The sequence below is a fragment of the Microtetraspora sp. AC03309 genome (genome assembly GCF_020826795.1).
Taxonomy (GTDB): domain Bacteria; phylum Actinomycetota; class Actinomycetes; order Streptosporangiales; family Streptosporangiaceae; genus Microtetraspora; species Microtetraspora glauca.
The window spans coordinates 40,946-59,637 of record NZ_JADDIL010000038.1; the positions used below are offsets into that span (position 1 = coordinate 40,946).

Below are 18,692 nucleotides of genomic sequence, written 5' to 3' on the forward strand. Positions count from 1 at the left end.
GGTAAGCCTTGCCTTAATGAACTAAGGTTCGCCTTACCTAATTTTTACCTACATGAGGAGTACCCATGTCCTTCACCCGCCGGGCCGCCGCCGTACTGGCCGCTGCCATCGCCCTCGCCGGTGTCACCGCGTGCGGATCAGGAGGGGGCGAGACGCGGGACGAGGCCGCGGCGGCCCCCGCGTCCTCCGGCGCCGGGCGTTCGGTCCGGCATGACGGCGGGACCACGGAGGTGCCGGCCAAGCCCCAGCGGATCGTCTCGGTCAGCGTGACGCTGACCGGCCACCTGCTGGCCATGGAGGCGCCGCTGATCGCCAGCCAGGCCACCCCGCCCTCCCCGATCGTGGACTCCAACGGCTTCTTCTCCCAGTGGGCCGACGTCGCCGTCGAGCGCGGGGTGCAGGTGGCCTACAAGGGCTTCGAACCGGCGCTGGAGAAGATCGCCGGGCTGCGGCCCGACCTGATCGTCGGCTCGGCCTCCGGCGCCGACGACGCGTCCAAGGTGTACGACCGGCTCAGCGAGATCGCGCCCACGCTCATCTACCGCTACGACAACCTCTCCTGGCAGGACCTGACCACCAAGATCGGCACGGCCATCGGCCTGGAGGCCGGCGCCGCCAAGGTCATCCAGGGCTACGACCAGCACGTCTCCGAGGTCAAGGCCGCCATCAAGGCGCCGGAGCAGGAGATCGCGCTGCTGCGGGTCAACCCCACCGAGATCCCCGTCTTCACCCCCGTCTCGGCGCAGGGCCAGCTCCTGACCTCCCTCGGCCTGAAGGTGCGCGAACTGCCCCCCGGCCTGGAGACCACCGCCGACCAGAACGAGGGCGGCGCGCGCGCCGACATGGTGCCCGTCGCCACCGAGAACGTCACCAAGGCGTTCGGCGACGCCTCCCTCTTCTTCGTCAGCCACACCCGGAAGGACATCGACGCCGCCGCCGCCAAGCCGCTCTGGCGCGACCTGCCCGCCGTGAAGGACAAGCGCCTGTACGACCTGGGCCTGGACTCCTTCCGCCTCGACTACTACAGCGCCACCAACGTGGTGGACCGCGTGGCCGGGTTCTTCAAGGGCCAGTGATGCCTTCCCTGCCCGACCCGCGCACCGTCCCGCCGCAGGTGCCGCGCCCGTCCCCGCCGAGGACCGCCACCGGGCCGCTGGTCTCCGCCCTGGTCGAGTCCGTACGGCGGGGCGACCCCTCGGCGGCCGACGACTTCTGGCGTACGGCCGGGACGCGAGGAACGCCCCTCGTGGAGGAGGCCCCCGGCGAGCCCGGCCACCGGATCGTCACCTTCCTGTGGCGGGGCGAGGCGCCCGACGTACTGGTCATGGTCAACAAGGTGACCGACCCCAGCGTGCTGGACGCCTCCCTCATGGAGCGCGTCGAGGGCACCGACATCTGGCACAGGGGCTACGTGATGCGCTCGGACTGGCGCGCGACCTATCGCCTGGCCCCGGGCGACCCCCTCGCCCCCGAGACGGACGGGCCGGTGGCGCTGCGGATGATCTCGGCGGGCTCCCCGGCGCCCAGGGCCGCGATCCGCCGCTGGAGCCAGGGTCTGGCGAACGCCGTTCCCGACCCGCTCAACCGCCGGGCCTCCCAGGACGGCTCGGTCGTCGAACTGCCCGACGCGCCGCCCGACATCTGGTCCGCGCCCCGCGACGTCCCCAAGGGGACGCTCACCGAGCGGAGGTTCGCCAGCGCGATCCTGGGCGACGAGCGGACGGTGTGGACCTACGAACCGCCCGTCCACTCCGAAGGCGTACTGGTGTTGCTGGACGGCGAGGAGTGGGCGGAGTCGGGATGGATCGCCACCGTGCTGGACAATCTCATCGCGGCGGGGGCCGTGCCCCCGCTGCGGGCGATCATGCCCGGCAACGTGGACACGGCGACCCGTGTGCGCGAGCTGGCCTGCCATGAGCCGTTCACCCGCTTCCTCACCGAGGAACTGGTGCCTCGCGGCAGCGGGCCCGCGATCATCGGCGGGGCCAGCCTGGGCGGGCTGACCGCGGCGTACGCGGCCTACCTCGCGCCGGACAGGTTCGACAGGGTCATCTCGCTGTCGGGCTCGTTCTGGTGGCCGAACGCCGCCGCGCCGGGAGCCGAGCCCGCCTGGCTGACGCGGGAGCTGGCCCGCTGCCCGCGCCTGCCCGTGCGCTTCCACCTCGACGTGGGGTCGCAGGAATGGGCGTTGCTCGCCCCCACCCGCCACCTGCGCGATGTACTCGCGGCCAGGGGGTACGAGCATGACTATCACGAGTACAACGGCGGCCACGACGCCCTGTGCTGGCGGGTCGCCCTTCCCGAGGCCCTGCGCCGGATCACCCGAGACCATCCTGAGAGGACCGCAGAGGCATGACCCTCCCGCGCACCACGATCGTCCGTCACCCGCTGGTCTACCGGCTGCTTGAGGTGAGGCGGGTCGTGCGGATCACGCCGAGCACGGTGCGGGTCACGCTGGGCGGCGAGGCGCTGGCCGGCTTCAGGTCGTCGGCGCCCACCGACCACGTGAAGCTGTGCTTCGCCGAACCCGGAGCCGAGCTGCCGGTCGCACCGGTGATCGAGAACGACGCCTGGGTGGACGGCCCCGTCGCGCCCATCACGCGTGACTACACGATCCGCCATCACCGGCCGGACGCCCTCGAACTGGACGTGGACATGGTCGTGCACGGCGACGGCGTCGGCTCGTCCTGGGCCGCGCGGGCCGAGCCCGGCATGCGGCTGGGCGTGCTCGGCCCGCGCGGCTCCCACGTGCCGCCGCTGACCCACGACTGGTATCTGCTGGCGGCGGAGGAGACCGCGATCCCGGCGCTGGGCCGCTGGCTGGAGACGCTGCCCGCCGGGGCGAGGGTCATCGCGTTCGCCGAGGTCGCCGGGCCGGAGGAGGAGCAGGACCTCGCCACGGCGGCCGACCTGTCGCTGACCTGGCTGCACCGCGGCGACGCGGCGCCGGGGACGAGCGACCTCCTGGAGCGGGCGATCCGCGCCGTCGATCTCCCGCCTGGCGTCGGCTTCGCCTGGATCGCGGGCGAGGCGACGACGCTCAAGCCGATCCGCCGCCACCTGCGCCGTGAGCGCGGCCTGGCGAAGGAGCAGGTCGACGTCGACGGCTACTGGAAACGCGGGACGGCCGACCACGACCACCACGAGGACGACGACGCCGAGTGACCGGCCCGCGGAGAGCCCCCGAGATCGTTCGGTCGATCGCGGCGAGACGGCCGCGACTGTCATAGTCGTCTGCCACAGTGGCCGCGGCGGGGAAAGTGCTCGTCACGCGCCTCGCAGCCTCGTGGATGCCATGGCGATACGGCAAACCGATGCGCTGCTGCGGCAGGAAACGGGTATTCAGGCTTGATTATGCGAAGTAAGGTGATTGCTTGTGACGACGTTCGGGATCAGCGAGGCTGCCGCCTTGCTCGGAGTCAGCTCCGACACCGTCCGTCGATGGGTGGACGCGGGCCGGTTGACGGCCGAGCGGGACGAGCACGGCCACCGTCGGGTGGACGGCGCCGACCTCGCCGCGTTCGCCCGGGCACAGATCGAGGCGGGGAACGGCTCAGGCCACTCCTCGGCGCGTAACCGCTTCCGCGGGATCGTCACCGAGGTGATCAAGGACGCGGTGATGGCCCAGGTGGAGATCGCCGCGGGGCCGTACCGCGTGGTGTCGCTGATGAGCCGCCAGGCCGCCGACGAGCTGCGCCTGGAGGTGGGTGTGGTGGCGATCGCCGTGATCAAGTCCACCAACGTCGTCGTGGAGATCCCCGACCACGCGCGTGTGGTGACCCAGCAATGAAGCGATAAGGAGCCCCTTGGTGTTCAGGCGTCTTTCCCGGTGGGCCGTCGCGCTCCCCCTCGCCGTCGCGCTCGCGGGCGTGGCCGGCTGCGGTTCCAGCGAGCCGGGCACGCCCGCGGCGGCCGACCCCGCGTCCGGCGGCGGAGCCACGACGGTGACGGTGTTCGCGGCCGCGTCGCTGACCGGCACGTTCACCGAGCTCGGCAAGACGTTCGAGGCCGCCCATCCGGGCACGTCGGTGAGGTTCAACTTCGGCTCCAGCGCGACGCTCGCGCAGCAGATCACCCAGGGGGCGCCGGCCGACGTGTTCGCGGCCGCCAGCCCGGCCACGATGAAGACGGTGACCGACGCCTCGCTGGCGAGCGCGCCGACGACGTTCGTCCGCAACAAGTTGCAGATCGCCGTCCCGGCCGGCAACCCGGCCAAGGTGGACGCGCTCGGCGACCTGACCGATCCGAAGGTGAAGGTCGCGCTCTGCGCCGAGCAGGTGCCCTGCGGCGCCGCCGCGGTCAAGGCGCTGGACGCCGCGGGACTGAAGGTCACGCCGGTCACCCTGGAGCAGGACGTCAAGGCCACCCTCACCAAGGTCGAACTCGGCGAGGTCGACGCCGCCCTGGTCTACACGACCGACGTGATCGCCTCGGGGGGCAAGGTGAACGGCATCGCGTTCCCCGAGGCCGAGAAGGCGATCAACGACTACCCGATCGCGACCCTGTCCAAGGCTCCCGCGGGTGACCTGGCCAAGCAGTTCGTCGACCTGGTGCTGTCGCAGCAGGGCAGGGACGTGCTCATCAAGGCCGGCTTCGAAGCGCCCTGATCCGCGATGACCTCCACCACGCCGTCACCCGCCCGGGGCTTCGCGGACCGCCCCGGGCGAGGCGCGGTCACCGGCCGCCTGCCCTGGGCCCTGGTGGTGCCCGGCGTGCTCGGGCTGGCCTTCCTGGTGCTGCCGTTCGCCGGGTTGCTGATCCGGGCTCCCTGGTCGACGCTGTTCCAGCGGCTGGCCGAGCCGCAGGTGCTGGAGGCGCTGCGGCTGTCGTTGGTGACCGCGACCGTGGCCACGCTGGTGTGCCTGCTGCTGGGTGTGCCGCTCGCCTGGCTGCTGGCCAGGGTGTCCTTCCCCGGCCGGCGCCTGGTGCGGGCGCTGATCACCGTGCCGCTGGTGCTGCCCCCGGTCGTCGGGGGCGTCGCGCTGCTGCTGGTCCTGGGTCGTCGCGGCCTGGTCGGCCAGTGGCTGGACGCCACGTTCGGAATCTCACTGCCCTTCACCACCGCGGGCGTCGTGCTCGCCGAGGCGTTCGTGGCGATGCCGTTCCTCGTCATCAGCGTCGAGGGCGCGCTCCGCGCCACGGATCAGCGGTTCGAGGAGGCCGCCGCCACGCTGGGCGCCTCGCGCTGGACGGTCTTCCGCCGCGTCACCCTGCCGCTCATCGCCCCGGGCATCGTCGCCGGAGCCGTGCTGTGCTGGGCCAGGGCGCTGGGCGAGTTCGGCGCCACCATCACGTTCGCCGGCAACTTCCCCGGCAGCACCCGGACCATGCCGCTGGCGGTCTACCTCGCGCTGGAGACGGAGCCCGAGGCCGCCATCGTGCTCAGCCTCGTCCTGCTCGCCGTCTCCCTGGTCATCCTGGCCGGCCTGCGCGACAGGTGGGTGACCAGTCCATGACGCGGCCGACGTTCCCGCCCGTGCCCGCGTCCCCGCCCGAGTCCGGGCCCGAGTCCGGGCAGCGCGGCCTGCGCGCCCGCCTGGTCGTCACCCGGCCCGCCTTCGCCCTGGACATCGAGCTCGACGTCGCCGCCGGAGAGGTCGTCGCCCTGCTCGGCCCCAACGGCGCGGGCAAGACCACCGCGCTGCGCGCCCTCGCCGGGCTCACCGCCCTGTCCGCGGGCGGGCACATCACTCTCGACGGCCGGCCGCTGCACACCCTCCCCGCCGAGCGACGCCCGATCGGGATGGTCTTCCAGGACTACCTGCTCTTCCCGCACCTGTCCGCCCTCGACAACGTGGCCTTCGGCCTCCGCTGCCAGGGTGTCGCCAAGGCCGAGGCCCGGCGCGTCGCCGCCGCCCTGCTGGAGCGGGTCGGCCTCTCCGAGCACGCCGCCGCCCGGCCCCGGCAGCTCTCGGGCGGGCAGGCGCAGCGCGTCGCCCTCGCGCGGGCGCTGGCCGTACGGCCCCGCCTGCTGCTGCTGGACGAACCGCTCGCCGCGCTCGACGCGCACACCCGCCTGGAGGTCCGCTCCCAGCTGCGCCGCCACCTGGCCGGCTTCGACGGCGCCACCGTCCTGGTCACCCACGACCCGCTCGACGCCATGGTGCTGGCCGACCGCCTCGTCGTCGTCGAGAACGGCACGGTCGTCCAGCAGGGCGCCCCCGCGGCAGTGGCCCGCCGTCCGCGCACCGACTACGTCGCCCGCCTGGTCGGCCTCAACCTCTACCGCGGCCTCGCCTCCGGGCAGCAGGTCAAGGTCGACGAGCTGCTGTTCAGCTTCGCGGAACAGCTCGACGGACCCGCGTTCGTCGCCTTCTCCCCCGCCGCGGTCGCCCTCTACCGATCCCGCCCTGACGGCAGCCCGCGCAACCTGTGGCAGGCCCGCATCGAGGGCATCGAACGGCACGGCGACAACGTCCGCGTCCACCTCGACGGCCCGATCACCGCGTTCGCCGACGTCACCCCCGCCGCCGTCGCCGAGCTCGACCTCACCCCCGGCCGGCGGATCTGGGCCGCGGTCAAGGCCACTGAGACCCACGGATATCCGGCATGACCGGCGACCCACCGGACGGCCCTCACGACTGCAACGCGATCTGCCTCGGCGGCCCGTGCCACGGCCACTGACACGGCCACTGACACGGCCACTGACACGGCCTATCCCCACAGGCGGCCGGAGGCACAGATCCTCACCTCGGCGATCCGGCTGATGTGCCTGCCTCCGCACCGGTCACCCGGCACCACCAGGTGCGGGCCCTGATCGTCGAGAGCCGCTCCGTCCATGGACACCGCCAGCAGCGCCTCGGTGTCACCGAACTCGGGGTCGATCTCGCCCCAGGACAGCACCGCGTTGTGGCCGTCGCGCCCCAGCACCGAGATGAGGAACCGCAGCCGGTCCTTGCGTTCGGACGGATCGAAGAACGGCTGCGCCGCCCGGGCGACGGCGATGAGCAACGGCCCGGTGAAGCGATGCCGCCGCGGCCCGGAGGTGCGGCATTCGAAGCTCACCACCACCTCGCGCTGCGGCAACGCCCGCAGCTCGGCGACGGTGAGCACGACGGGTGTCCGTACGTCACCCGACAGGCGCATCCGCCCCTCGGGACGGGCACTCCCGGCGGGGTCGATCGACGTGGGCCGCACGGCTCCTCCTCGCCTCGTACCGCGTGTGCGCGATCGCTTGACCTCTGCCTTCCCATCGCTTGACCAGATGACACTCATATGCGACCTACATCTCTTTTATCCCTCGCAAATACCAAGGCGATCAGCATATTTTGCTCTTATCTGCCGAATCGCGACTGTACTGATGGAGAGCCGGCCGCCGCCCGTGCCCCCGCGCGGGAAGGGAGCGTCACCTGACCGACACCCGAGAGGCGTTCCCCGACGTCCACGGGAACCGGATCATCAGACCCGGGGAGCGGGCTTCTGCCCTCGACACGGTGCGCCGACGCCGATGAGCACCTCGTGCACCCCACCGCCGTCGACTCGGACCCGAATCGGAAGGCATCCGGCCTCGCGGACGATGTACCCCCCGGCGAAGGCGATCCATTCGTCGCCCGATTCACAACGGTCCACCACCACACGCGCACCTGGCGACCCCGGGCTGCCCCATACCAGCCACAACCGGCCGGTCAGGCCCTCCGGCACCGTCACCTCGACATGTCGTCCACGCCGCACGAGCAGGCCCTGCTTGGCGAACCATCCCGAACCCCCGCCGGGCAACTCCGCCTCGGCCGCCTGCAGGGCCTGCGCCCTGCTCTTGCTCGTCGGCAGGGCCACGGCATCGCCGACGACCTGCAGGTCGTCGGAGGGCGCCTGTCCCCCGCCGATCGCCTCGTCACACCGCACCGTCGCGGAGGCCGCGGGAGGGGGCGAGGATGCGGCCTCTCGCCTCGTTGACAGGTCGCCGGACGTACACGCGGCGGTCACACCGGTCAGTACGGCGGCTACGGCGGCTACGGCGATACGACTACGCACGCGTCCACTCTGCTGTACAGGTGGTCCCGAAGTCACGGCCAGGCGACGAACCACCACATCGAGCAGCCTCCGGGAGGCCCCGGCGGCTCGTTCAGCGTCCGCGGAGGGTCACCGAGGGGGCCTGGCCGTACCGGGCGCGGTAGGCCGCGGCGAACCGGCCCTGATGCAGGAACCCCCAGCGGGCGGCCACCGTGGTCACGGTGCACCGGGCCGGGTCGCCCGCCCTGAGCTCCTCGTGGACCCGGGCCAGGCGGACGTCCCTGAGGTGCGCCATCGGGGTCAGACCCAGGTGGCGGCGGAACCCCTCCTGGAGCGAACGGCTACTGACCGCCACGGCCCGCGCCACGTCGTCGGTGCTCAGCGGGTGGCCGGCGTGCTCGTCGATGAACTCCATGGCCCGGCGCACCACCTTGGGCAACGCGGGCGGCACCGGCGCGTTCAGCCGGGCCGAGTAGGTGGACGGCTGCATCGTCAGCAGCGAGGCGAGCAGCGCGTTCTCCAGGTGCGCCATGGCGAGCGGCTGCCCCGCCAACCCGTCGCCGTGCTCGGCCTCCCGGACGAGCAGGTCGGCCATCGCGCGCCACGCCCGCGCCTGTCCCGTGGTCATGTCCAGCCCCAGGTCGAAGACGAGCGGCCGGTCGAGCCGCTCGCCGAGCATCTGCTCCAGCGTGTGCTCCACGGCGGCGCGGTCGAATTTCACGATCAGCTGGGGACAGCCGGCCGCCCAGCGCATGTCCAGGTGTTCCGTCGGTGACGGAAGCGAGGCCAGGTCCGGCGTCGACACGATCTCCTGTCCCCCGCACCTGATCAGGCTGCGTCCCGCGAGGGGCACCTGCACCAGGTAGAAGGACTCCAGTTCGCCCGGCTCTATGTGGACGTCGGCCGCGTAGTCCAGGTAGCTCACCCGGATGGACCCGAGCTGGGCCGAGTTGAAACGCGCGGACAGCGGCGCCGGGCCGCCGGTCAGGTCCAGCCGGTGCGGGCAGAACACCCGTCCGACCAGGTCACGGACCTCATCCAGATCATCACTGGCGAAGACGGCCCGGTTTTCGAGCAGGATCCGTTCACGCATCGACGCTCCCGCCGCACGTCGGACTGACGCCGACATGGTGACGGATCACGGTGCACCCGTCCAGGCGGAATCGCAAATTCGTCTCGTCGTCACCGAGGGATGATGGCCCGGTGAGGTCCGGGTCCCGTCAGAGTGACGTCAGGGTGATGTTCAGGGTGATGTTCAGGGTGATGTTCAGGGTCATGTCCAAGGTGGTCTTCGGGGTGATGTCCGCGCCAGGTGGATGACATCCGCGCTCAGCGGATGGTCAGCGCGCCGTCACGGACCGTACTTTCTGAACAGGTCGACTTCAGAAAGGAAAACGCCCACCATGCGCAGAATCCTGATCGTCGGGGCCGGGCAGTCCGGCCTGCATCTCGCTCTCGGCCTCCTGCGGAACGGTTACGACGTCACGGTCGTCTCCAACCGGACGCCGGAGGACATCGCCGGTGGCCGGGTGATGTCCAGCCAGGCCATGTTCGGTACGGCTCTCGCCCACGAACGTGCCCTCGGCCTCGATTCGTGGGGCGACGCCTGCCCCCCGATCGAGGGGATCCAGTTCACGGTCCCCGGCCCGGACGGCGGCCGGGCGATCGACTGGGCGGCGCGGCTGCGCGCCCCCGCCCGCTCGGTGGACCAGCGGCTCAAGATGCCGGCCTGGCTGGCGGAGGTCGAACGACTGGGCGGCAAGATCATCATCCATGACGCGGCGCCCGCCGACCTGGAGACCTACGCCGCGCAGTACGACCTGGTCCTCGTCGCCGCGGGCAAGGGGCCGATCGCCTCGCTGTTCGAGCGGGACCCGGCGCGCTCGCCGTACGACGCCCCGCAGCGGGCGCTCGCCCTCACCTACGTCACCGGGCTCGCGCCGCGGCCCGACTACTCCGCGGTGTGCTTCAACCTGGTGCCGGGGGTGGGCGAGTACTTCGTCTTCCCCGCGCTGACCGTCACGGGCCCGTGCCAGATCATGGTGTTCGAGGGGATTCCGGGCGGGCCGATGGACTGCTGGGCCGACGTGCGCACCCCCGCGGAGCACCTGGCCAGGAGCCGGTGGATCCTGGACACCTTCCTGCCGTGGGAGGCCGAGCGCTGCGCCGGGGTGGAGCTCACCGACGAGCTCGGCGTCCTGGCGGGGAGGTTCGCCCCGACCGTCCGCAGGCCGGTCGCCGCGCTGCCCTCGGGCGCGGCGGTGCTCGGCGTGGCCGACGTGGTCGTGCTCAACGACCCCATCACCGGGCAGGGCTCCAACAACGCCGCCAAGTGCGCCGCCTCCTACCTGGAGTCGATCCTGGAGCGCGGCGAGGAGCCGTACGACGCGGCCTGGATGGAGCGGACCTTCGAGCGCTACTGGGCGGACGCCTCGCACGCCACGGCGTGGACGAACGCCCTGCTCGCGCCCCCGCCGCCGCACGTGCTCGAACTCCTGGGCGCGGCGGGCGGTCTGCCGGAGGTGGCCTCCCGCTTCGTCAACGGGTTCGACGACCCGCGGGACTTCGCCGACTGGTTCATGGACCCCGCCGGGGCCCGTGCGTACCTGGACCGATTCGGCGGGTGAGGGGCGGTCATGAGATCCCTGCGTGACGCCCTCGGGCAGTTCGCGACCGGGGTGGCGGTGGTCACGACCGCCACCCCGTGCGGGGAGCGGGCCGGGGTCACCGTCAACTCCTTCACCTCGGTCTCGCTCGACCCGCCGCTGGTCCTGTGGTGCCTGTCGCTCCGGGCGCCGAGCGAGCCGGTGTTCCGCCGGGCGGGCCGGTTCGTGGTCAACATCCTGGCGGCGGACCAGGACGAGCTGTCCCAGCGGTTCGCGACGCCGTTGCCGGACAAGTTCGCCGGCGTGGAGACCCGCCTCACCCGCTCCGGCCTGCCGGTCCTCCCCGGGACCGTGGCGTACTTCGCGTGCCGGACGCTGACGGCCCACGACGGCGGCGACCACCGCATCTTCGTGGGCGAGGTCGAGCAGTTCGAACGGCAGGGAGGCGAACCGCTGGTCTTCCACTCGGGGAGGTACCGTGCGCTGTCGGTGTGCGCGTGAGCGCGGCCTCACAGACCCAGCGACCGGCCGACGATCTCCTTCATGATCTCGGTGGTTCCTCCGTAGACGCGGGTGATCCGGGCGTCGGCGTAGGCCCGCGCGATCGGATACTCCTCCATGTAGCCGTAGCCGCCGTGGAGCTGCAGGCACGTGTCGACGACCCGTCCCTGCAGCTCGGTGCACCACCACTTCGCCTTGGCGGCGTCCTCCGCGGTGAGCTCGCCCTCCCCCAGAGCGCGTACGCAGTCGTCCACGTAGTGGCAGGCGAGGTCGATCTCGGTGGCGATCTCCGCGAGCCGGAACCTGGTGTTCTGGAAGGCGCCGATCGGCCGGCCGAAGGCGTGCCGTTCCTTGACGTACGCGAGGGTCCACTCCAGCGCCGCGCGCGCGGCCGCGACGGCGGCGACCGCGATGCTGAGCCGCTCCTGGGGAAGGTTGGCCACCAGTTCGCGGAAGCCGTTCCCCTCCTCACCGAGCAGGTTGGCGGCGGGCACGCGCACGCCGTCGAAGGACATCTCGGCGGTGTCCTGGCCGTGCAGCCCGAGTTTGTCGAGGTTGCGGCCGCGCTCGAAGCCGGTCATCCCGCGCTCCAGGACGAGCAGGCTGATGCCGTCGTGCCGCCGGGCGGGATCGGTCTTGGCGGCGGTGATGACCAGGTCGGCGTTGATCCCGTTGGTGATGAACGTCTTGGCGCCGTTGACGACGTAGTCGCCGCCGTCGCGCAGCGCGGTCGTCGTCATGCCCGCCAGGTCGGAGCCGATCCCGGGCTCGGTCATCGCGATCGCGGTGATCAGTTCGCCTGCCGCGACGCCGGGCAGCCAGCGTGCTTTCTGCTCCTCGGTGCAGTAGGCCAGGAAGTACGGCAGGCAGATGTCGTTGTGGAGCGTGAGCCCCAGCCCGGCTGAGGCGACACCGGCCCGCTGCACCTCCTCGCCGATCACCACGTTGAAGCGGAAGTCGTCCACTCCTCCCCCGCCGTACTCCTCGGGGACGGCCATGCCGAGGAAGCCGCGCGCGCCGGCCGCGAGGAACAGCTCGCGCGGCACGATGCCCGCGCGCTCCCACTCCCGATGGCGCGGGACGACCTCCTTGCCGAGGAAGCGCCGGAAGCTCTCCCTGAACGCCTCGTGCTCGCTCTCGAACAGTCTGCGCCGCATCGGCCTCGCTCCTTCCCGTCGGCGAAGGCCGCGGGGGAGGCCTGCGCCATGGTGAACACCTTCCCGGGTTCGCGCGAGGGATTCGCGCGGGGATTCGCGCGCGCCCTCGTGCCCGGAGACCGTTCGCCCGCCGAAGCCGCCTCTTGACCGAAGCTGCAAATCACGATTCACTGCTTGGCATGGCCTACCGGCGTACGGAGAAGACCGAGCGGCGACTCGCCGAAGTGCGCGAGCGAATCGTCTCGGCGGCCTGGGCGGTGGTCGCGGAGAGCGGCTTCGAGGCGGCCAGCGTGTCCGCCGTAGCCGAACGCGCCGGCCTGTCGGCCGGAGGCATCTACCGGCACTTCTCGTCGAGGGGAGACCTCCTCACCGAGGTCTTCGAGCGTGCCTCCGGCCACGAGCTCGGTGTGCTGGCCTCGGTGGCGGCCCCTGTGGCGGCCCCTGTGGCGGCCCCTGTGGCGGCCCCTGTGGCGGCCCCTGTGGCGGCATCGGACGGCGGGGTGCGGGAGCGCCTCGCGCGCGTCATCGCGACGTTCGCCCGCCGCGCGCTGGACGGGCGCCGCCTCGCCTACGCGCTGATCGCGGAGCCGGTGGACCCCTCCGTCGACGCGGCCAGGCTGGAGTACCGGCGGCGCTACCGTGACCTGTTCGCCGGCCTGGTCCGCGAGGGCGTGGCCGCCGGGGAGCTCCCCCCTCAGAACCCGGAGCTGACGGGCGCCGCGCTGGTGGGCGCGGTGGCCGAATGCCTCGTCGGCCCGCTGGCTCCGGAGCACGATCACGGCGACGACGAGTCGCTGATCGCGAATGTGACGAAGCTGGCGCTGAACGTGACTGGAGTGACCGCCGATGTCGGCTGAGCAGTTCGAGATCGACCCGTTCGTCCAGGCGGCGCCGCGGCTCGCCAACCGGTGGAAGGCGGACCGGGTGCTGCGCCACGCGGTACGGCGCGTCCTCCCGGCCGACGTCTTCGAGAAGGCGGCGGCGGACCTGGAGCACGCCGCCGAGCGCTGCGCGACCGAGCTGGCGCCCCTGGCGGCCAGGGCGGAGGCGAACCCGCCCAGGCACGTGCCCTACGACGCGTGGGGCAGGCGGGTCGACCGGATCGAGATCGACCCCGCCTGGACGGAGCTGGTGAAGCTCCTGCAGGGCCTCGGCGCGGTGGCGATCCCCTACGAGGAGACGTACGGACCCCACGGCCGGGTGGTGCAGGCCGCCCTGTACCAGATCGCGCAGGCCGTCACCGCGACGGCGCTGTGCCCGCTCGCCATGAGTGACGGGGCCGTGGCGTGCCTGCGCGACCATGACGCGGAGCTGGCTGCCAGATATGCCCCGCTGCTGACCGAACGGATCGGCGGTTGGACGTCCGGCCAGTGGATGACCGAGAAGGAGGGCGGCTCGGACCTGTCGCGCTCCGCGACCGTCGCGACGCCTCTCGGCGACGGCACCTGGTCGCTCCGCGGGACCAAGTGGTTCACCTCGGCGACCACCGCGGACGTCGCCGTCGCCCTGGCGCGCCCCGTGAACGCCGAGCCCGGCAGCCGCGGCCTGTCCCTGTTCGCGCTGGAGCTGCGCGGGCCGGACGGCGGCTGGAACGGCCTGCGCGTGCGCCGCCTGAAGGACAAGTACGGCACCCGCGGGCTCCCCACGGCGGAGCTCGACCTGGACGGCGCGGTGGCCGTACCCGTGGGCGGGATCGGCGGCGGCATCGCCAAGGTCGCGTCCGTGCTGCACGTCGCCCGCATGGCGTCGGCCCAGGCCGGACCGGGCGCGACCGGCCACCTGCTCCAGCTCGCCCGCGACTACGCCCGCCGGCGTGTGGTGCGCGGTGGCCTCCTGGAGGAGTCGCCCCTGCACTACGGCTGGCTCGCCGAGATCTCGGCCGAGTACGAGGCCATGGTGCAGATGGCTCTGCGCGCCGCGCAGCTGGTCGGCCGGCAGGAGGCCCGCGCCGACGACGCGCGGGACGACGCGCGGGACGACAGGGGGGACGACAGGGGGGACGACAGGGGGGACGACACGCGGCTGGCCCGGGTCGTCGTGCCGCTCGCCAAGATGTCGACCGCCCGCCAGGGCGTGCGGGCCTGCTCGGAGCTGCTCGAATCGTTCGGCGGCGCCGGCTACCTGGAGGACACCGGCATCCCGCAGGTCCTGCGCGACGTGCAGGTGCAGTCCATCTGGGAGGGCACGACGAACGTCCTCGCGCTCGACGTGATGCGGGCGCTGGGCGACCCCGAGGTCGCCGCCGCGTACCGGGACGACGTCGAGAAGCAGCTCACCCTCCACCCGCATCTCCGGACCGAGGCCGCCGCGCGGATCATCCGGGCCGCGGCCCGGGACCTCGCCTCGCGCGAGCCGGACCCCGCGGCGGCCCGCGAGCTGGCGCTGGGCATGGCCCGTACCTACCAGGCGGCGCTGCTGGCCGCCCAGGCGGGCTGGGCGCTCACCGCGCTCGGCGACGAACGCACCGCCATCGCGCTGGAGATCTTCACGGCGCGTCCCCTGACATTCCCCGCAGCGCACGAAAAGGCGAGGTTACTCGGATTGGAATGACATGTCGGATCTCCCACCGCCCCGATCGATGCCCGACACCGTCGGGCTGAACCCCTTCACCGCCAGCCCTGTACTCCCCCGGATCCTGCGCCGCCTGCTGGACGGCGACGCGGCGCGGTGGGCGGCCGAGCACTGCGCCGGCATCGGCGAGCTCGTCGCCGGTCCCCTCGACGAGCTCGCCGCCACCGCCGACCGGCACGGTCCGCGATTACGTCCCTACGACAAGCGCGGCGCGCGGATCGACGAGATCGAGTTCCATCCCGCCTGGGACGGTGTGGTCGACGTGGCCTACCGGCGGTTCGGCATCGCCGCCATGTCCCATCGCGAGGGTGTGCTCGGCTGGCCGGGCCGCGCCCCCGAGGTGGCCAAGCAGGCCCTGTTCTTCCTGCTCGCCCACGCCGACCGCAACGTCGTGACCGGCCTGACCATGACGGACGTCCTGGCCCGCGTCCTACGGCTGTACGCGCCCGAACTGGCGGAGAGATACCTGCCCCGGCTCACGGCGACGGACGGGACCGCGTGGCAGGCGGCGATGTTCCTCACCGAGAAGGCCGGCGGGTCCGACGTGGGCGTGAACGAGGTCGAGGCGCGCCCCGACTCCGACGGCACGTGGCGGTTGCACGGCGACAAGTGGTTCTGCTCCAACTGCCAGGCGGACCTCATCCTCACCCTGGCCCGCCCGCGCGGCGCCGGCCCCGGCACCGACGGTCTCGCCCTGTTCCTGGTCCGGCGCACCCTGGACGACGGATCGCGGAACGCGTACGTGATCAACCGGCTCAAGGACAAGCTCGGCACGCGCGGCCTCGCCTCAGGAGAGGTGACGTTCACCGGAGCGGCCGCCGAGCTGGTCGGCGGTCCGGGGGTGGGCTTCCGGCAGATGACGGAGATGCTGAACCAGACCAGGGTCGCCAACGCGGTGGTCGCCGCGGCGCTCGTCCATCGCGCGTATCTGGAGGCGCGCGAGCACGCGACGGGCCGGGCGGCGTTCGGCAGGCGGCTCTCTGATCACCCGCTGATGCGCGAGGTGCTCGCCGAGCTCACCCTCGCGGCCGAGACGTCCACCCGGCTGGCCTTCTACGCGGCCGGGCTCCTGCAGCGCTCCGACGCCGGCGACCCGGTGGCCGGGGTGCTGCTCCGCACCCTCACTCCCCTGATCAAGTACCACACGGCGCGGCAGGCGCAGTGGGCCTGCCACGAAGCGATGGAGGTGCGGGGCGGCAACGGCTACATCGAGGACTGGCCCAACGCGCGGATGGTCAGGGACGCCCACCTGCTGTCCATCTGGGAGGGCAGCGGCAACATCATGCTGCTCGACTTCGCGCGGGCGCTTCGCCGTACGGGATCGGGTCCGGCGCTGGTCGAGGCGCTGACGGAGCCGTCGGCCGCGGTCTCCGGGCCGCTCGGGGCGGCCGTACGCGAGAAGGCCGAGGCATGGGCGCGGGAGCTGGCGCTCTGGGAGGCGCTTCCGCCCGACGAGGCCCAACTGGCGCTGCGCGGGCTCGCCGAGAGGTGCCTGCACGTCCTGGCGGCGGGACTGCTCGCCGTCGACGCCGACGAGGACCTGCGAGGCGGTGACGCGCGCCTCGCCGTACTCGCCCGGCGCCACGGCAGGACGTGGGCGGCGGAGCCGGAGCCGCCGGATCTGGCGCTGCTGACCGCGTTCCCCGGGTTGGTCAGCGGAGCGGCGGTCGACGCCTCCGCGCTCGAAGCGGAGGCTCTGCATGGATGAGTACGCCGTGCCGATCGACGTGCGGTTCCACGACATCGACGGGCAGGGGCACCTCAACTCGGCGGTCTACCACTCGTACGCCGAGCACGCGCGGTGGTGCCATCTGCGCTCGCTCGGCGTGCTGCCCGAGGACCTGCGCGCGGGCGGGGTCGGGCCGGTCCTGCTGGAGTCGACCATCAGATACCACCGGGAGGTGCGAGCGGGCCAGACGATCCGGACCACCGTCGCGTACGAGTGGGCGGAACCGCACCGGCGTACCTTCGTGCTGCGCCAGGCGTTCCTGTCCGAAGACGGCACGCTCGCGGCCGAGATGGAGAGCGTGTGCGGCCTGCTCGACCTGCGCTCCCGCACGCTCATCCCCGACCCGCGCGCCTATCTCGCCGGCCTGTCGCCGGCCGCCCACGACGCGTTCGGCCCTCTCGACGCCCTCGGTGCCCTCGGCGTCGCCGCCGGAGACGGAGGTGCGGGATGACCGGCGTCCTCGACTTCGACGAGCTCTTCTACAAGCACGAGCGGGTCCGGTGGTCTCCCACCCGGGACCTTCCGCCGTTCAGCGAGATCGACCGCGGGAAGATCGACGGTGACATGGTGGACGGCCTCGTCGTGCTGGCCCGCACCGAGTTCTCCTCCATCCCCGCGATCCTCGACCTGGTCCGGATCTTCCGGCACGACGCGGATCTGACCGCCTGGTTGTCGATCTGGTTCGCCGAGGAGGTCCGCCACCATCTCCTCCTGCGGCAGTGGGCCGAGGCCGCGGGCAGGGACGCGGAGGGCATGGTCCCCGAGCTCACGCGACCGGAGCTGGGAGATCCTCCGGCGATGGCGACGCTCGCGGTCAACGTGCTCGGCGAGGTCCGGACCTGCCGCCTGTACGGGGCCATGGCCGCGGCCTGCGAGGAGCCGGTGCTCGCCGCGCTGCTCAAGAAGATCGCGGGCGACGAGGGACGGCACGCCCAGGGCTTCGCGCACTACGCGCGCAAGCTCGCCGCGGCCGATCCCGGCACCGCGGTGCCCGTGCTCCTGCGCGTCGGGCAGTTGTGGTGCGACCCCGACGGCGGCCTCGCGGACGCCAACCCGGCCGCGGAGAACTACCAGGAGGCCGAGACCGCGGAGGCGATGGCGGAGCTGCACCGCCGCTGGGTGGACCCCGAGCGCGAGGCCCGCGCCGTCTGCTCGCTCTTCGGCGACATCGCCGGCCTTCCCATCTCCACGCCCGCCGATTTCGCGATCCTGAGAAAGCAGGTCCGAGCGTGATCGACTTCGACCCCCTGGAGAAGCACCTCGCCCGGCTCCTGGAACGGCACGACCAGGCGCGCTCCCCGTGGACGTACGAGGACCTCGTCCAGCGGATGCAGGAGCGCCGGCTGGACGGGATGGCCCGCCGGCTGGGTGACGGGCCGGTGGATCTCACGTCCGTGCGCGCCGCCTGGGCCGCGGGCGCGGGCCCGCTGCACCCCGACCATGCCAGGGCCCTGGAGACCGCCTACCTGGGCGAGACCAACCTGCCGTGGTACGCCGAGAACCTCTACGGCCACCTCGGACGGGGGCATCCCCTGCTGGCCGACTTCTTCCGGCGGTGGGTGGCGGAGGAGGACCAGCACGGCCGGGCCTTCGAGATCTATCTGCTGATGGATCAGGCCGTCCCGCCGGGACCGATGCTCGACGCCAAGACGACGATGCTGCGCGCCGGACGCCCCGCGCCGGCCACGGACCCGTTCGAGATCATGGTCTACACCTCCATCCAGGAGCTGTCGACGCGGGTGTTCTACGCGCGGCTCGCCCGCGTGGTCGCCGATCCGTTGCTGGCCGACCTGCTGCGCCGCGTCCAGGCCGACGAGTCGCTCCATCTGGCCTTCTACCGGGACGCGGTCAGGCTCGCGCTGCACCAGCGGCCCGAACTGGCGACGGTCGTGCACCGCGGGCTCATGGGATTCCGCGAGCCCGTGACCGTGCTGCCCGACTACGAGCAGCGCAAGGCGCTGATCTGGGACACCGGGATCAGCAACCTGAAGGTCTTCCGCACCGAGGTCGTCGAGCCGCTGCTCAGGTACTGGGGACTGGACGATCGGGCCGCGCGGGACCGCTGGTCCGGCTGAGCGACGCCGTCTCCCCTGGAGCCGCTCCCGTCGAACTCCGGGCGGACCTGCCCTGCCGGGGCACTAGACCCTGACGATTCGGGGCAGGTCAGGTCTCTGAGGG

At 72.3% G+C, this 18,692-nt stretch carries 19 protein-coding genes; 15 read left to right on the forward strand and 4 right to left on the reverse strand.

Features of this window, described 5'->3' with window-relative positions:
• Nucleotides 1-65: 65 nt before the first annotated feature.
• From fepB to IMZ11_RS22740, 7 genes are all read left to right on the forward strand, one after another.
• Nucleotides 66-1,076 (forward strand): Fe2+-enterobactin ABC transporter substrate-binding protein, encoded by a 1,011-nt coding sequence (gene fepB / locus IMZ11_RS22710; protein ID WP_228644361.1) that lies wholly within the window; start codon nt 66-68, stop codon nt 1,074-1,076.
• Complete coding sequence (fes, locus tag IMZ11_RS22715; protein ID WP_228644362.1) at nt 1,076-2,356, forward strand: enterochelin esterase; 1,281 nt, start codon at nt 1,076-1,078, stop codon at nt 2,354-2,356. Before fepB ends, fes begins: the two co-directional genes overlap by 1 nt.
• A complete protein-coding gene (locus IMZ11_RS22720) occupies nt 2,353-3,165 on the forward strand; it encodes a siderophore-interacting protein (RefSeq protein ID WP_228644363.1) in 813 nt (270 codons plus the stop codon). Before fes ends, IMZ11_RS22720 begins: the two co-directional genes overlap by 4 nt.
• Nucleotides 3,166-3,376: 211 nt before the next feature.
• Complete coding sequence (locus IMZ11_RS22725; RefSeq protein WP_228644364.1) at nt 3,377-3,790, forward strand: molybdopterin-binding protein; 414 nt, start codon at nt 3,377-3,379, stop codon at nt 3,788-3,790.
• Between the two features lie 19 nt (nt 3,791-3,809).
• Nucleotides 3,810-4,607 carry a molybdate ABC transporter substrate-binding protein gene (gene modA, locus IMZ11_RS22730; protein WP_228644365.1) on the forward strand — a complete coding sequence of 266 codons (798 nt, stop codon included), beginning with the start codon at nt 3,810-3,812 and terminating at the stop codon, nt 4,605-4,607.
• 6 nt (nt 4,608-4,613) lie between these two features.
• Entirely contained in the window at nt 4,614-5,456 is an 843-nt protein-coding gene (locus IMZ11_RS22735; protein WP_061258892.1) for an ABC transporter permease, read from the forward strand.
• Complete coding sequence (locus IMZ11_RS22740) at nt 5,453-6,553, forward strand: ABC transporter ATP-binding protein (protein ID WP_228644366.1); 1,101 nt, start codon at nt 5,453-5,455, stop codon at nt 6,551-6,553. Before IMZ11_RS22735 ends, IMZ11_RS22740 begins: the two co-directional genes overlap by 4 nt.
• 101 nt (nt 6,554-6,654) lie before the next feature.
• On the opposite strand, the gene IMZ11_RS22745 is transcribed toward IMZ11_RS22740, so the two are convergent.
• The 3 genes from IMZ11_RS22745 to IMZ11_RS45970 all read right to left on the reverse strand — a co-directional run bounded on the left by IMZ11_RS22745 (nt 6,655) and on the right by IMZ11_RS45970 (nt 9,043).
• Nucleotides 6,655-7,137, reverse strand: a complete 483-nt coding sequence (locus tag IMZ11_RS22745) for a molybdopterin-dependent oxidoreductase (RefSeq protein WP_228644367.1) — start codon at nt 7,135-7,137, stop codon at nt 6,655-6,657.
• A gap of 261 nt (nt 7,138-7,398) precedes the next feature.
• A complete protein-coding gene (locus IMZ11_RS22750) occupies nt 7,399-7,971 on the reverse strand; it encodes a hypothetical protein (protein ID WP_228644368.1) in 573 nt (190 codons plus the stop codon).
• 91 nt (nt 7,972-8,062) lie between these two features.
• On the reverse strand, nt 8,063-9,043 hold the full coding sequence (locus IMZ11_RS45970) for an AraC family transcriptional regulator (protein ID WP_228644369.1): 981 nt from the start codon (nt 9,041-9,043) through the stop codon (nt 8,063-8,065).
• Nucleotides 9,044-9,353: 310 nt separating this feature from the next.
• Between IMZ11_RS45970 and IMZ11_RS22760 the strand changes: the two genes are divergently transcribed.
• Together IMZ11_RS22760 and IMZ11_RS22765 are read left to right on the forward strand one after the other, a co-directional pair.
• Nucleotides 9,354-10,577 (forward strand): styrene monooxygenase/indole monooxygenase family protein, encoded by a 1,224-nt coding sequence (locus IMZ11_RS22760; RefSeq protein ID WP_228644370.1) that lies wholly within the window; start codon nt 9,354-9,356, stop codon nt 10,575-10,577.
• Between the two features lie 9 nt (nt 10,578-10,586).
• Nucleotides 10,587-11,057, forward strand: coding sequence for a flavin reductase family protein (locus IMZ11_RS22765; protein ID WP_061258897.1), 471 nt, complete (start codon nt 10,587-10,589; stop codon nt 11,055-11,057).
• Between the two features lie 8 nt (nt 11,058-11,065).
• Here the strand turns inward: IMZ11_RS22765 and IMZ11_RS22770 are convergent, their stop codons facing one another.
• Complete coding sequence (locus IMZ11_RS22770; protein ID WP_228644371.1) at nt 11,066-12,214, reverse strand: acyl-CoA dehydrogenase family protein; 1,149 nt, start codon at nt 12,212-12,214, stop codon at nt 11,066-11,068.
• 179 nt (nt 12,215-12,393) lie between these two features.
• On the opposite strand from IMZ11_RS22770, the gene IMZ11_RS22775 reads away from it, so the two are divergent.
• From IMZ11_RS22775 to IMZ11_RS22800, 6 genes are read left to right on the forward strand one after another with little or no spacing between them, the layout of a single operon-like run.
• Complete coding sequence (locus IMZ11_RS22775) at nt 12,394-13,071, forward strand: TetR/AcrR family transcriptional regulator (RefSeq protein ID WP_228644372.1); 678 nt, start codon at nt 12,394-12,396, stop codon at nt 13,069-13,071.
• On the forward strand, nt 13,061-14,764 hold the full coding sequence (locus IMZ11_RS22780; protein ID WP_228644373.1) for an acyl-CoA dehydrogenase family protein: 1,704 nt from the start codon (nt 13,061-13,063) through the stop codon (nt 14,762-14,764). Before IMZ11_RS22775 ends, IMZ11_RS22780 begins: the two co-directional genes overlap by 11 nt.
• Nucleotides 14,765-14,792: 28 nt before the next feature.
• Nucleotides 14,793-16,493, forward strand: coding sequence for an acyl-CoA dehydrogenase family protein (locus tag IMZ11_RS22785; protein WP_228644374.1), 1,701 nt, complete (start codon nt 14,793-14,795; stop codon nt 16,491-16,493).
• Nucleotides 16,486-16,965 (forward strand): thioesterase family protein, encoded by a 480-nt coding sequence (locus tag IMZ11_RS22790; protein WP_228644375.1) that lies wholly within the window; start codon nt 16,486-16,488, stop codon nt 16,963-16,965. The genes IMZ11_RS22785 and IMZ11_RS22790 overlap by 8 nt, the downstream gene beginning before the upstream one ends.
• Nucleotides 16,962-17,747: a ferritin-like domain-containing protein gene (locus tag IMZ11_RS22795; protein ID WP_228644376.1), complete on the forward strand. Its 786-nt coding sequence runs from the start codon at nt 16,962-16,964 to the stop codon at nt 17,745-17,747. Before IMZ11_RS22790 ends, IMZ11_RS22795 begins: the two co-directional genes overlap by 4 nt.
• On the forward strand, nt 17,744-18,589 hold the full coding sequence (locus IMZ11_RS22800) for an acyl-ACP desaturase (RefSeq protein ID WP_228644377.1): 846 nt from the start codon (nt 17,744-17,746) through the stop codon (nt 18,587-18,589). The genes IMZ11_RS22795 and IMZ11_RS22800 overlap by 4 nt, the downstream gene beginning before the upstream one ends.
• Nucleotides 18,590-18,692: the final 103 nt, after the last annotated feature.